13 protein-coding genes are annotated in these 12,968 nt (G+C 72.9%); 10 read left to right on the top strand and 3 right to left on the bottom strand.

The features are described 5' to 3' along the window. Positions 1-20: 20 nt before the first annotated feature. Positions 21-548, bottom strand: coding sequence for a GNAT family N-acetyltransferase (locus Q0963_RS09030; protein WP_299445094.1), 528 nt, complete (start codon positions 546-548; stop codon positions 21-23). 42 nt (positions 549-590) lie between these two features. On the opposite strand from Q0963_RS09030, the gene pdxT reads away from it, so the two are divergent. The 10 genes from pdxT (at position 591) to Q0963_RS08980 (ending at position 10,617) form a co-directional block, all read left to right on the top strand. Continuing rightward, a complete protein-coding gene (gene pdxT, locus Q0963_RS09025; RefSeq protein WP_299445093.1) occupies positions 591-1,211 on the top strand; it encodes a pyridoxal 5'-phosphate synthase glutaminase subunit PdxT in 621 nt (206 codons plus the stop codon). After that, positions 1,208-1,966 (top strand): YebC/PmpR family DNA-binding transcriptional regulator, encoded by a 759-nt coding sequence (locus Q0963_RS09020; RefSeq protein ID WP_299445092.1) that lies wholly within the window; start codon positions 1,208-1,210, stop codon positions 1,964-1,966. Before pdxT ends, Q0963_RS09020 begins: the two co-directional genes overlap by 4 nt. A 124-nt stretch (positions 1,967-2,090) precedes the next feature. Then, positions 2,091-2,603 carry a crossover junction endodeoxyribonuclease RuvC gene (gene ruvC / locus Q0963_RS09015; protein WP_299445091.1) on the top strand — a complete coding sequence of 171 codons (513 nt, stop codon included), beginning with the start codon at positions 2,091-2,093 and terminating at the stop codon, positions 2,601-2,603. Continuing rightward, positions 2,600-3,205 carry a Holliday junction branch migration protein RuvA gene (ruvA, locus tag Q0963_RS09010; RefSeq protein ID WP_299445090.1) on the top strand — a complete coding sequence of 202 codons (606 nt, stop codon included), beginning with the start codon at positions 2,600-2,602 and terminating at the stop codon, positions 3,203-3,205. Before ruvC ends, ruvA begins: the two co-directional genes overlap by 4 nt. Further along, a complete protein-coding gene (gene ruvB / locus Q0963_RS09005) occupies positions 3,202-4,323 on the top strand; it encodes a Holliday junction branch migration DNA helicase RuvB (RefSeq protein ID WP_299445089.1) in 1,122 nt (373 codons plus the stop codon). The genes ruvA and ruvB overlap by 4 nt, the downstream gene beginning before the upstream one ends. A 173-nt stretch (positions 4,324-4,496) precedes the next feature. Next, complete coding sequence (gene yajC, locus Q0963_RS09000; protein WP_299445088.1) at positions 4,497-4,775, top strand: preprotein translocase subunit YajC; 279 nt, start codon at positions 4,497-4,499, stop codon at positions 4,773-4,775. Then, a complete protein-coding gene (gene secD / locus Q0963_RS08995; RefSeq protein ID WP_299445087.1) occupies positions 4,775-6,547 on the top strand; it encodes a protein translocase subunit SecD in 1,773 nt (590 codons plus the stop codon). The genes yajC and secD overlap by 1 nt, the downstream gene beginning before the upstream one ends. After that, entirely contained in the window at positions 6,544-7,701 is a 1,158-nt protein-coding gene (secF, locus tag Q0963_RS08990) for a protein translocase subunit SecF (protein WP_299445086.1), read from the top strand. The genes secD and secF overlap by 4 nt, the downstream gene beginning before the upstream one ends. A gap of 7 nt (positions 7,702-7,708) precedes the next feature. Next, on the top strand, positions 7,709-8,248 hold the full coding sequence (locus tag Q0963_RS08985) for an adenine phosphoribosyltransferase (RefSeq protein ID WP_299445085.1): 540 nt from the start codon (positions 7,709-7,711) through the stop codon (positions 8,246-8,248). 20 nt (positions 8,249-8,268) lie between these two features. Beyond that, positions 8,269-10,617: a bifunctional (p)ppGpp synthetase/guanosine-3',5'-bis(diphosphate) 3'-pyrophosphohydrolase gene (locus tag Q0963_RS08980; protein ID WP_299445084.1), complete on the top strand. Its 2,349-nt coding sequence runs from the start codon at positions 8,269-8,271 to the stop codon at positions 10,615-10,617. A gap of 170 nt (positions 10,618-10,787) precedes the next feature. On the opposite strand, the gene Q0963_RS08975 is transcribed toward Q0963_RS08980, so the two are convergent. Together Q0963_RS08975 and Q0963_RS08970 are read right to left on the bottom strand one after the other, a co-directional pair. Continuing rightward, positions 10,788-12,146, bottom strand: coding sequence for a DUF349 domain-containing protein (locus Q0963_RS08975; protein ID WP_299445083.1), 1,359 nt, complete (start codon positions 12,144-12,146; stop codon positions 10,788-10,790). A gap of 2 nt (positions 12,147-12,148) precedes the next feature. After that, positions 12,149-12,964 (bottom strand): peptidylprolyl isomerase, encoded by an 816-nt coding sequence (locus Q0963_RS08970; protein WP_299445082.1) that lies wholly within the window; start codon positions 12,962-12,964, stop codon positions 12,149-12,151. Positions 12,965-12,968: the final 4 nt, after the last annotated feature.

Here is a 12,968-nt window from a genome sequence, read left to right as displayed (position 1 = left end):
GCCCGCAGGGGGTCGGGCCGTCAGCCGGGTGGCCCGTCGAGGGCCATGAGCAGCACCGGGCGGCGGTCCGGCGGCAGCCAGGGCGGGCGTGCCTCGCCCACCACCGTCCAGCCGCGGCGCCGATAGAGGTCCGCCGCGATCGAGTGCTCCTGCACGACGTCGAGCACGGGCAGCCGGCCGAGGTGGCGGGCCCGCGCCACCGCGGTGTCGAGCAGCCGGGTGCCGATGCCTCGCCCGCCGTGGCCCGGTGCCACGAAGAGGACGGCGACGGCCGCGAGCCGTTCCGGCGGCCGGCCGGTGCCGGCGGCCCAGCCGTCCGCCTCCCAGCCGGGTCGCACCTCCAGGAGCGCCACGTGACCGACGACGCGGGTGCCGACGAGCGCGACCCACCCGCCGAGCTCGCCAGGCCGCACGAGGAACTCCTCGACCGGGAACGGCAGCGGCCACCGCACCGGGTACCCCGACCCGGCCTGCTGGGCCGCGAGGAGCTCGCGCAGGACGGGCAGGTCGGTCGGGCGTCGCGGGCGGACCGTCACGAGGGAAGGCACCTGCGTGAGGGTAGGCGGTGCGCGCCCGTAGCATCGGTGCCCGTGACCACGACCCCCACCATCGGTGTGCTCGCCGTCCAGGGAGACGTGCGCGAGCACCTCGTCGCGCTCGAGGCCGGCGGCGCGCAGGCGGTGCGGGTACGCCGCCCGTCGGAGGTCGCCGCCGTGGACGGGCTCGTCCTCCCCGGTGGGGAGTCGACGACCATCGACAAGCTCGTGCGGGCCTTCGACCTCCAGCAACCGCTGCGGGAGCGCATCGCCGACGGCCTGCCCGTCTACGGCTCGTGCGCCGGGATGATCCTGCTCGCCGACCGCCTCGCCGACGGGGCGGTGGGCCAGCAGACGCTCGGCGGGATGGACATCCTCGTGCGCCGGAACGCCTTCGGTCGGCAGGTCGACTCCTTCGAGGAGGACCTCCACATCCGCGAGCTCGGCGGCGAGCCGGTGCGCGCGGTGTTCATCCGGGCCCCCTGGGTCGAGGAGGCGGGGGAGGCCGTCGAGATCCTCGCCCGGGTCGAGGACGGCCCGGCCGCGGGTAGGATCGTCGCCGCGCGTCAGCGGAACCTGCTGGTCACCTCCTTCCACCCGGAGGTGACCGGTGACCACCGGGTGCACCAGCTGTTCGTCGACATCGTGAGACAGAGTCTGAGGGAGCGTTCATGAGCGGCCACTCCAAGTGGGCGACCACCAAGCACAAGAAGGCGGCGATCGACGCCAAGCGCGGCAAGCTCTTCGCCAAGCTCATCAAGAACATCGAGGTCGCGGCCCGGCAGGGCGGTGGGGACCCCGCCGGCAACCCGACCCTCTACGACGCCATCCAAAAGGCGAAGAAGTCCTCGGTCCCCAACAACAACATCGACAACGCGGTCAAGCGCGGCTCCGGCGCCACCGCGGGTGGCGCCGACTGGGAGACCATCACGTACGAGGGGTACGCGCCCGGCGGGGTGGCGGTGCTCATCGAGTGCCTCACCGACAACCGCAACCGGGCCGCGGCCGAGGTCCGCACCGCCCTCACCCGCAACGGCGGCCAGCTCGCCGACCCGGGGTCGGTGTCCTACGTCTTCGACCGCCGCGGCGTGGTCGTGGTCCCCAAGAGCGAGAAGTCCGAGGACGAGCTGCTCGAGATCGTTCTCGAGGCCGGCGCCGAGGAGGTCAACGACAACGGCGACACCTGGGAGATCGTCTCGGAGGCCACCGACTTCGTCGCGGTGCGCACCGCGCTGCAGGAGGCCGGCGTCGACTACGACTCGGCCGAGGCGTCGTGGGTCCCCAACCTCCAGATCCCGCTCGACCTCGACGGGGCCAAGAAGATGATCCGGGTCATCGAGGCGCTCGAGGACTCCGACGACGTCCAGGACGTCTACGCCAACGGCGACATCCCCGACGCGGTCCTCGCCGAGCTCGAGAACGACGAGTAGCACGCCCCAGGAGTGGGAAGCGGGGGAGCGGCGCCGTCCCGCGTGTTGCTGCCCGGCAGGCCCGCGTCCGATGTGTAGCGTGTCCTCCGAACAGGTGTTCTAACCCACTTCGCAGGAGTCCAGCGTGCGCGTCCTCGGCGTCGACCCCGGCCTCACCCGGTGCGGTCTCGGGGTCATCGACGGCCGACCCGGCCGGGCCTCGATGGTGGCCGTCGGGGTGGTCCGCACCCCCGGAGGCGCCGACCCGGGGGAGCGGCTCCTCTATCTCGAGCAGGAGATGGGGGCCTGGCTCGACCGCTTCGCGCCCGAGGTCGTCGCCGTCGAGCGGGTCTTCGCCGACGTCAACGTCGCGAGCGTCATGACGACGGCCCACGCGACCGCGGTCGCCCTCCTCAGCGCGGCGCGGCGCGGGATCCCCGTCGTCTTCCACACCCCCACCGAGGTCAAGGCCGCCGTGACGGGCTCCGGGCGCGCCGACAAGGCGCAGGTCGCGGCGATGGTCGCCCGCATCCTCGGGCTCGGCGCCGCGCCCAAGCCCGCGGACGCCGCCGACGCGCTGGCCCTGGCCATCTGTCACGCCTGGCGCGGCGCGCAGACCGCCCGGCTCGCGGCGCTCGTCGAGGGGCCCGGCCGATGATCGCCTCGGTGCGCGGCCCGGTCGGGCACGTCGGGCTCGACCACGTGGTCGTCGAGGTCGGTGGCGTCGGGATGCTCGTGCACACGACCCCGGCCACCGCGGCGGCGTGCCACCGCGGCCGCGAGGCAACTCTCGCGACGACCCTCGTCGTCCGCGAGGACTCCCTGACGCTGTACGGCTTCTCAGCCGCCTCGGAGCGGGACATGTTCGAGACCGTGCAGACCGTCTCGGGGGTCGGCCCCCGGCTCGCCCTCGCGATGCTCTCGGTCATGGGTCCCGGCGAGCTCGCGGCGGCGCTCACGACCGGCGACACCAAGGCCCTCACGGCCATCCCGGGCATCGGCGCCAAGTCCGCCCAGCGGCTGGTCCTCGAGCTCAAGGACAAGGTGGCGGCCATCCACGGCAGCGGGCCCGGCACCGGCCGGGTGCCGCCCGCTCCGGTCGGGGAGCCGTGGCGTGAGCAGGTCGCCGAGGCCCTGGTCGGCCTCGGGTGGAGCGCCAAGCAGGCCGCCGACGCCGTCGAGCGGGTCGCCGACACGGCGCCCGCCGATGCCGATGTCGCCACCCGCCTGCGGCTGGCGCTGCGGGAGATGCGCCGATGACGGCCGCCCAGCCCGACGGCTTCCGCAGCGAGCTGCGCGAGGCCGACGGCTCGCTCGACGCCACCGCGCGGGTGGTCGACCCGAGCGGCACCGACGACGAGCGCGTCGTCGAGGCGGCCCTGCGCCCCCGGCGCCTCGCGGAGTTCCCGGGCCAGCAGCGGGTCCGCCAGCAGCTGGGCCTCGTCCTCGAGGCGGCCCGCCGCCGCGGCAGCCCCCCGGACCACGTCCTGCTCTCGGGGCCTCCCGGGCTCGGCAAGACGACCCTGGCGATGATCGTCGCCGCCGAGCTCGAGCGCCCGATCCGCATCACGAGCGGGCCGGCCATCCAGCATGCCGGCGACCTCGCGGCGGTGCTGTCCTCGCTCGACGAGGGCGAGGTGCTGTTCCTCGACGAGATCCACCGGATGAGCCGGTCCGCCGAGGAGATGCTCTACCTCGCGATGGAGGACTTCCGGGTCGACGTCATCGTGGGCAAGGGGCCGGGAGCCACGGCCATCCCGCTCGAGCTGCCCCCGTTCACCGTCGTCGGCGCCACGACCCGTGCCGGGCTGCTGCCGGCGCCCCTGCGCGACCGCTTCGGCTTCACCGGTCACCTCGACTTCTACGAGGTCGACGACCTCATCACGATCCTGCATCGGTCCGCCGGCCTCCTCGGGGTCCACGCCGACGAGCCGGGGGTCGCCGAGGTCGCGGGCCGCTCCCGGGGGACCCCGCGCATCGCGAACCGGCTGCTGCGACGGGTGCGCGACTGGGCCCAGGTGCACGGCGAGGACGTCGTCGACCGGTTCGCCGCTCGCGAGGCCCTCGCGCTCTTCGACGTCGACGAGGCCGGCCTCGACCGGCTCGACCGCGCGGTGCTCGAGGCCCTGTGCCGCCGCTTCGGCGGCGGCCCCGTCGGCCTCTCCACGCTCGCCGTCGCCGTCGGGGAGGAGGCCGACACCGTCGAGACCGTCGCCGAGCCCTACCTCGTGCGCGAGGGCTACATGCAGCGCACCCCCCGCGGGCGCGCGGCCACGGCGGCGGCCTGGCGTCATCTCGGCCTCCAGGTGCCGCCGCAGGCGGCCCAGCAGGCAGCGCTGCCGCTCGAGGACGAGGGCCCCGGGCGCTTCGGAGCCTGAGCGCCTCGGGTGCCGGGGCCGTCCGGGGCACGAGACCGGGCACGACAGGCCGCTCTCCTTCGTTGGTGACGTGTCCGGCTCTCGCCTACAGTGGGGCCTCGGCCCGGGGAACCATCCGGGCCGCACCACTGCCCGCCACCGCGGGACCACCCGCATCAGAAGGACCAACTCCGATGTCTGACGGCTCCGGCTCCGGCCTCGCCTACCTCCTCATCCTGGGACTGCCGTTCCTCCTCATCCTCTGGCTGTTCTTCACCCAGCGGCAGCGGGCCAAGCAGGTCCAGACCCTCCAGGCGTCGCTCGAGGTCGGTGACGAGGTCGTGACCACCTCGGGGCTGTACGGGACCATCACGGCCCTGGACGACGCGGTCGCCACCCTCGACGTGGGCAACGGCGTCACGCTGCGCTTCGACCGCCGCGCGGTCGGTATGCGCGCCACCGAGGTCGTCTGATGGCGGCGACGGCCCCCAAGGTCCTGGCGCGGCGGGCGCTCATCGCCCTGACCGTCCTCACCGTCACCCTCGGCGGGCTGCTCACCGGGTCGATCGTGTGGAGCGACGGGCAGGCCGCCCCCAAGCTCGGGCTCGACCTCGAGGGCGGGACCCAGATCATCCTCGAGCCGAAGAGCAACTCGGGCCAGAGCGTGTCGGCCGAGCAGCTGAACCAGGCGCGCGACATCATCGTCCAGCGCGTCGACTCCAACGGCGTCTCCGGCGCCGAGGTGACGACCCAGGGCGACCGCAACATCGTCGTGAGCATCCCCGAGATCCCGACGCAGCAGGTCCGCGACGCGATCAGCAAGTCCTCCCAGATGCAGTTCCGGCCGGTCCTGGCCGTGGCCGACGGCGTCCCGCAGCCGGAGCCGAGCCCGTCGCCGTCCGAGGAGCCCAGCGCCGGCCCGAGCCCGTCGGCGAGCGCGGAGTCGTCCGCGTCCCCGGCCCCGAGCCCCACCTCGACGAGTAACAGCGCCGTCAACGAGGTGCTGACTGCCGAGTCCCCGTCGCCGAGCCCGTCCGCGACGGCCAGCCCGCCCCCGTCGGCCACCGGTGGCGACGGCGCGACGCCCACTGACGCCACCGACCTCGCCTGGATCACCCCCGAGATCGAGCAGCGCTTCACCGAGCTCGACTGCTCGGACCCCACGGCCCTGGAGAACCTCCAGGACGACCCCGAGGCCCCGCTCGTCACGTGTGACGACACCGGCACGGCGAAGTTCATCCTCGGGCCGGTCGTCGTCTCCGGCGACAAGATCGACGACGCCACCGCCGGCTACCAGGCCAACCAGCAGGGCGCCGTCACCGGCACCGTCGAGATCGCCCTGTCCTTCAACGGCGAGGGCAGCCGCCAGTACGCCGACATCAGCCGCAAGATGGTGCCGCTGCCCTCGCCGCAGAACCAGCTGGCCGCCACACTCGACTCGCGGGTCATCGTGGCCCCCCAGTTCAACGAGGCGATCCCCAACGGCCAGGCGAGCATCACGGGCAGCTTCACCCTCGAGTCGGCGCGCGCCCTCGCCGACCAGCTGAAGTTCGGCGCCCTGCCGCTGTCCTTCGAGGAGCAGTCGAGCGTCGACATCAGCCCCACCCTCGGCAGCGAGCAGCTGCGCTACGGCGTCATCGCCGGTCTCTTCGGCATGCTGCTCGTCGTCGTGTACTCGCTGCTCCAGTACCGGGCGCTCGGGTTCGTGACGATCGCCTCGATCCTCGTCGCGGGCCTCCTCACCTACCTCACCATCACGGTGCTCGGCTGGGCGCAGAACTACCGCCTCGACATGGCGGGCGTCACCGGCCTCATCGTCGCCATCGGCTTCACCGCGGACTCGTTCATCGTCTACTTCGAGCGGGTCCGGGACGAGCTGCGCGAGGGCCGCTCGCTCGAGAGCGCCGTGCAGACGGGATGGGCGCGGGCCAAGCGGACCGTCCTCATCGCCGACGCCGTCAACTTCCTGGCCGCGATCGTCCTCTACGTGCTCGCGAGCTCGAGCGTGCGGGGCTTCGCGTTCACCCTCGGCCTCACGACGATCATCGACGTGCTCATCGTCTTCTGGTTCACCCACCCGATGCTCACGCTGCTGGCACGCCGCAAGTTCTTCCGTGAGGGCCACCCCTGGTCCGGTCTGGACCCGCGCCGTCTCGGGTCGACCACGACCCGGTACCTCGGCCGCGGGAGGTTCGAGACGACCCCGCCCTCCTCCGTCCGCGAGCCCGAAGGGAGCCGGGCATGAGCCGCAGCTTCTCCGACCTCGGCAACGACCTCTACACCGGCCGGCGCTCGGTCCCCGTCGTCGCCCACCGCCGCCGCTTCTACGCCGGCTCCGTCGTCCTCTTCCTCGTGGCGATGCTGGGCCTGGCGGTCCAGCAGCTCAACCTCGGGCTGGAGTTCCGGGGCGGCTCGGAGTTCCGGGTCGCCACGAGCGTCGCCCCGCAGGACTACGAGCAGACCGCCCGGCAGGCCGTCGGGGCCGCCGAGGACCAGCGCGGCGTCAATGTCACCCTCGTCGGCAACGACACGGTCCGGGTCCAGACCGAGCGCCTCTCGGACACCGACAGCCAGGACGTGCGCGCCTCGCTCGCCGAGGCGTTCGACGTGCCCACCCAGGACGTCAGCGCGACCTTCATCGGCCCGTCGTGGGGTGCGTCGGTGAGCCAGCAGGCGTTGCGAGCGCTGGTCATCTTCCTCATCGCGGTCGTCGTGCTGCTCAGCATCTACTTCCGCAACTGGAAGATGGCGATGGCGGCGCTCTTCGCGCTGGCGCACGACCTGTTCATCACCGTCGGCGTCTACGCGCTGAGCGGCTTCGAGGTGTCGCCAGCCACACTGATCGGCTTCCTCACCGTGCTCGGCTACAGCCTGTACGACACGGTCGTCGTCTTCGACAAGGTGCGTGAGAACACGACGGAGGCGTTCGCGAACGGGCGGATGAGCTACGCGCAGGCCGCGAACCTCGCCGTCAACCAGACCATCGTCCGGTCGATCAACACCACCGTCATCGGCCTGCTGCCGATCACGGCGGTGCTCGTCGTCGGGTCGATCTTCCTCGGCCCGGGCGTGCTGCTCGACCTCTCGCTCGTGCTGTTCGTCGGCATCCTCGTCGGCGCGTACTCCTCGATCTTCATCGCCACCCCGTTCCTCGTCACGCTGCGCCGCAACGACCCCGCGGTCCTCGAGCTCGACAAGCGGTCCGCCCGGTACCAGGCCAGGATGGCCAAGGAGCGGGGCGCGAGAGCTGGGGAGAACGCGCCCGCGGGCGCGGGCGTCGGGACGGGCCAGCCGGCCGAGCGCGAGGAGGGGTCCACCCTCACCGGGCGGGCCGTCCACCAGTACGCCTCCCGTGGCCCGCGCAACCAGCCGACACGCCCCCCGAAGTCCAAGCGCTAGGCGGGCGATGACACCGCCCACTGACGACGTTTCCGGCGTCGTCGGCCGGTCGCTGCGCGACATCGCCGACTTCCCGCAGCCGGGCGTGGTCTTCAAGGACATCACGCCGCTGCTGGCCGACCCCGTCGCGTTCGGTGCCGTCGTCGCGGCCCTCGCGACGGGCCGTCGAGGCGAGGTCGACCTCGTCGCGGGCGTCGAGGCTCGCGGCTTCGTCGTGGGTGCGGCCCTGGCGCACGCCATGGGGGTCGGCTTCGTCCCGGTCCGCAAGGCGGGCAAGCTGCCGGGCGACACCGTCGCCGCCTCCTACGACCTCGAGTACGGCTCGGCGACCATCGAGGTGCACGCCGACGCCGTCGGCGCCGGGGCCCGGGTCGTGCTCGTCGACGACGTCCTCGCCACCGGGGGGACCGCGCTGGCGGCCTGGGAGCTGCTCGAGCGGGTCGGGGCGGAGGTCGTCGGGTTCGACTGCATCGTCGAGCTGGCCTTCCTCGGCGGCCGTGAGCGCCTGGCCGGCCGCCCGGTCCGGTCGCTGCATCGGGTGGACTGACCCGCGACTAGACTCCCTTCATGGCGGAGAACGTGACGACCGCCGCTGCCGGGGGAACCCCCACCGGAGCGGGGTCCCGGGCCAGGGCCCGGGCTGCGCTCTCGCGCGTCGGGCGCAACAAGCCGCCCACCAACCCCGTGCTCGAACCGCTGCTCCAGGTGGTCCGCACGACCCATCCCAAGGCCGACATCGCCCTCGTCGAGCGGGCGTACGCCGTGGCCGAGCGCGCGCACGAGGGCCAGAAGCGCCGCAGCGGCGACGACTACATCACGCACCCGCTCGCCGTCACCACGATCCTCGCCGAGCTCGGCATGACGCCCACCACCCTGGCCGCGGCGCTCCTCCACGACACCGTCGAGGACACGGCGTACAGCCTCGAGGCCCTCCGCCGCGACTTCGGCGAGGAGATCGCGATGCTCGTCGACGGGGTGACCAAGCTCGACAAGGTCACCTACGGCCAGGCCGCCCAGGCCGAGACCGTGCGCAAGATGGTCGTCGCGATGGCCCGCGACATCCGGGTCCTCGTCATCAAGCTCGCCGACCGGCTCCACAACGCCCGCACCTGGCGGTACGTCTCCCAGGAGAGCGCCCAGCGCAAGGCCAAGGAGACCCTCGAGATCTACGCGCCGCTCGCGCACCGGCTCGGCATGAACACCATCAAGTGGGAGCTCGAGGACCTGTCCTTCCAGGCCCTGTACCCCAAGGTGTACGACGAGATCGTCCGGCTCGTCGCCGAGCGTGCCCCCGCCCGCGAGGAGTACCTCGCCGGGGTCCGCGACGAGGTCGGCGCCGACCTGCGGGCGGCGAAGATCAAGGCCACCGTCACCGGGCGGCCCAAGCACTACTACTCCGTCTACCAGAAGATGATCGTCGGCGGCCGCGACTTCGAGCAGATCTACGACCTCGTCGCGGTCCGCGTGCTCGTCGACACGGTGCGCGACTGCTACGCGGCGCTCGGCGCCCTCCACGCGCGATGGAACCCCGTCCCGGGGCGGTTCAAGGACTACATCGCGATGCCGAAATTCAACATGTACCAGTCGCTGCACACGACGGTCATCGGCCCGGGCGGCAAGGCCGTCGAGATCCAGATCCGCACCCACACGATGCACCGGCGCGCCGAGTACGGCGTCGCGGCGCACTGGAAGTACAAGGAGGACCCGGCCACCAAGGGCGCCGGTGCCACTCCGGGTGCCCAGGTGCGCGACGGGCAGACCGGGCCGGTCAACGACATGGCGTGGCTGCGCCAGCTGCTCGACTGGCAGAAGGAGACCTCCGACCCGGGCGAGTTCCTGGAGTCGCTGCGCTTCGAGATCACGGCGAGCGAGGTCTACGTCTTCACCCCCAAGGGCCAGCTCGTCGGCCTGCCCGCCGGCGCCACCCCGGTCGACTTCGCCTACGCGGTGCACACCGAGGTCGGCCACCACTGCATCGGCGCCCGCGTCAACGGCCGGCTCGTCCCGCTCGAGAGCCGGCTCGACAACGGCGACGTCGTCGAGGTCCTCACCTCCAAGGCCGACTCGGCCGGGCCCTCCCGCGACTGGCTCAACTTCGTCCGCTCGGCGCGCGCCCGCAACAAGATCAAGCACTGGTTCACCAAGGAACGCCGCGAGGAGATGATCGAGGAGGGCAAGGACGCCCTCGCGAAGGTCATGCGCAAGCAGGGCCTGCCCCTGCAGCGGATGACCTCGGTCGAGTCGCTCACCGGCGTCGCCGAGGAGCTGCGCTACCCCGGGATCGACGCGCTCTACGCCGCCGTGGGGGAGGGGCACGTCTCCGCCCAGCACGTCGTGGCGCGGCTCGTGGCCTCCATGGGCGGCGAGGACGGCGCGAGCGAGGACATCGCCGAGGCGGCCTCCCCGGTGCTCACCCGGCCGACGTCCCGGCGCTCCGGTGACCCCGGGGTCGTCGTCAAGGACATGTCGGACGTGTGGGTCAAGCTCGCCCGCTGCTGCACGCCCGTCCCCGGTGACGAGATCCTCGGCTTCGTCACCCGCGGCAACGGGGTCTCGGTGCACCGCCGCGACTGCACGAACGCCTCCTCGCTCCTCGCGCAGCCCGAGAAGATCATCGAGGTCGAGTGGGCGCCGACCTCCGGCAGCCTGTTCCTCGTCCAGCTCCAGGTCGAGGCCCTCGACCGGTCGCGCCTGCTCTCGGACGTCACCCGGGTCATCTCCGACCACGGGGTCAACATCCTGTCCGCGTCGGTGCAGACGTCACGGGACCGGGTCGCGATCCTGCGGTTCACCTTCGAGATGGGCGACCCCGGGCACCTCGGGCACGTCATCCGGGCGGTCCAGAAGGTCGACGGCGTCCTGGACGCCGAGCGGGTCACCGGCGGGCGTCGCGACGCCGACCGCGCCGGGTCCTGACGCGCCGCTTGGTCCTGACGCGCCGCTTGGTCCTGACGCGCCGCTTCACCCGAGAACCCATCACCTCACCCGGGAACGCTTCCCGGGTGAGGCGAGGGTTTCTCGGGTGACCCGAGAAAGCGCACCCGGCCCGGGGAGGGGCCGGGCCGGCGCACCAGTGAGACCCGGCGTCAGCCGCCGAACTCGTCGAGGCCCGCTCGGGCCTGCTCGAGCCACTGCTGCTGAGCCGCGAGCCGGTCGCGCGCCGCCGACGCCTTCTTCTCGTTGCCGGCGGCCTCGGCCTTGGCGACCTCGGCCTCGGTGGCGGTCACGGAGGCCTCGAGCTGGTCGACCATCGAGCGGGCCCGGGCAGCGACCTCGGGGTTCGAGGTCTTCCACTTGGCGTCCTCGGCCTCGCGGACCGCGTTCTCGACCCGGCGCATCCGCTTCTCGACCCGCTCGAGGTCGGCGCGCGGGACCTTGCCCGCCGCCTCCCAGCGGTCCTGGACCGAGCGCAGCGCGGCCTTGGCCGCCTCGAGATCGGTGATCGGCAGGATCGCCTCGGCCTCGACGAGGAGCTCCTCCTTGACCGCGAGGTTGCCCCGGAAGGCCTCGTCCTCGGCGGCAGCGGCCTCGTCCTTCGCGGTGAAGAACGCGTCCTGGGCGGCGCGGAACCGCTCCCACAGCGCATCGTCGTCCGAGCGGGACGCCCGCCCGGCGGCGCGCCACCGGTCCATGAGCTGCTTGTAGGCCCGCGCGGTGGGGCCCCAGTCGGTGGACCTGGACAGGGCCTCCGCCTCGGCCACGAGCTGCTGCTTGTCGTGCTTGGCGTCGGCGCGGGTCGTCTCGAGCTCGGCGAACCACACCCGGCGCGCCTTGTCGAAGGTGTTGCGCGCGTGGCTGAAGCGGTGCCAGAGCGCCGACTCGGTGGGCTTGTCGAGCTTCGCGGCGGTGCGCTGGTGCCGCTTCCAGTCCTCGAGCAGGGCGCGCATCCGGTCGCCGCTCTGCTTCCACTGGGTGCTGCCCGGGGGCTGGTCGGCGATCGCCTCGGCCTCGGCGACGATGGCCTCGCGCTCGGCGGCCGCCGCAGCACGCGCCGCCTGACGCTGAGCGGTCTCGGTGGCCCGCTTGGCGCCGAGCCCGGCCTCGACCCGCTCGACCGTGGCGAGCAGCGCGGGGATGTCCCCGACGACGTTGGCCTGCTCGATGTGCTCCTTGAGCGTCTTCAGACCGTCGGCCACCTCCTTGGCGGAGACCTCGGGGCTGGCCAGCCGGGTCTCGAGGAGGTCGGCGGACGCCGCGAGCTCGTCGTACTTGCGGGCGAAGTACTGCAGCGCCTCCTCGGGCGTGGCGCCCGGGTACGCGCCGACCTCGCGCTCCTCGTCGCCGACGGTGACGAAGACGTGCCCCTGTTCGTCGACGCGGCCGAAGCGAGCCGACTCCGAGTGCGACTCGGGCGCCGCGGCGGCCGGGGGCCGGGGGGCCACCCGTCCGGCGAGAGCGGCGGGCGAGGGGATGGGGGGACGGGGTGTGGGCTGGTCCTCGGACACGGTCAGGACTTCTCCTCGGTGACAGCAACCCGGAGGATGCTGATCGGTGCGGCGGGCGCGCCGTCCTGCGGACTTGCCGCGTTCGGCGCGACGCCTTGAGCGGCGACCCGGTCGACGATATCCAACCCGGAGGTCACCGTGCCGACCACGGTGTACCCGTCGGGGTCGGGCAGGGTCGAGTCGCCGTAGACGAGGAAGAACTGGGCCCCGGTGCCCTCCTCGGGATCGGAGGTCCGAGCCATCGCGACCGTGCCGCGGGGGTAGGTCCCGTCCGCGGGGGCGTTCTCGACGCCGTAGCCGAAGCCGGGGTTCCCCTGGCCGGTGCCGGTGGGGTCACCGCACTGGAGGACCTTGAGCGCGTCGGTGGTCGTCAGGCGGTGGCAGGGGGAGTCCTGGTAGTAGTTCGTGCGCGCCAGCTCGGTGAACGCGGCGACGGCCTGCGGGGCCTTGGTGCCGTCCAGGGCCAGGACGATGTCGCCGCAGTTCGTCGTGAGCGTCGCCTCGAAGGTCTTGCCCTCGGCGGCCGACGCGTCCGGCAGCTCGAGCTCGGCACCGGTGCCGAGCGGCTGCGGCGGCTGCTCGCAGCCGGCGAGCGTGGTGCCGCCCGGCGACGGGGTGGCCGCGGGGGCTGCCTCGTCGGTGCCGAGGTTGCCGAGGGTGACGCCGAGGACGGCCAGGAGCCCGACGACGAGCGCCACGACGCCGACGACGGCGCCGACCCGGCGCACCCGGGCGCGCTGCTCCTCCTTGCGGGCGAGCGCCGCCTGGCGCTTCTCCCATCGGCGCCGCGCGCGGGCCCGTTCCTGCTGTTTCGTCACCCCG

Origin of the sequence: uncultured Phycicoccus sp. (assembly GCF_947495705.1) — a bacterium.
In the GTDB taxonomy this organism is placed as follows: Bacteria; Actinomycetota; Actinomycetes; order Actinomycetales; family Dermatophilaceae; genus Phycicoccus.
Note: the sequence above shows the minus strand (reverse complement) of the source record. Positions and strands in the feature narration are given on the sequence as shown.

Excerpts from the sequence above, each read along its gene's own strand:
- Q0963_RS08980 (WP_299445084.1), top strand. The coding sequence starts at position 8,269 with ATGGCGGAGAACGTGACGACCGCCGCTGCCGGGGGAACCCCCACCGGA.
- secF (WP_299445086.1), top strand. The coding sequence starts at position 6,544 with ATGAGCCGCAGCTTCTCCGACCTCGGCAACGACCTCTACACCGGCCGG.
- yajC (WP_299445088.1), top strand. The coding sequence starts at position 4,497 with ATGTCTGACGGCTCCGGCTCCGGCCTCGCCTACCTCCTCATCCTGGGA.
- ruvA (WP_299445090.1), top strand. The coding sequence starts at position 2,600 with ATGATCGCCTCGGTGCGCGGCCCGGTCGGGCACGTCGGGCTCGACCAC.
- Q0963_RS09020 (WP_299445092.1), top strand. The coding sequence starts at position 1,208 with ATGAGCGGCCACTCCAAGTGGGCGACCACCAAGCACAAGAAGGCGGCG.
- ruvB (WP_299445089.1), top strand. The coding sequence starts at position 3,202 with ATGACGGCCGCCCAGCCCGACGGCTTCCGCAGCGAGCTGCGCGAGGCC.
- Q0963_RS08985 (WP_299445085.1), top strand. The coding sequence starts at position 7,709 with ATGACACCGCCCACTGACGACGTTTCCGGCGTCGTCGGCCGGTCGCTG.
- secD (WP_299445087.1), top strand. The coding sequence starts at position 4,775 with ATGGCGGCGACGGCCCCCAAGGTCCTGGCGCGGCGGGCGCTCATCGCC.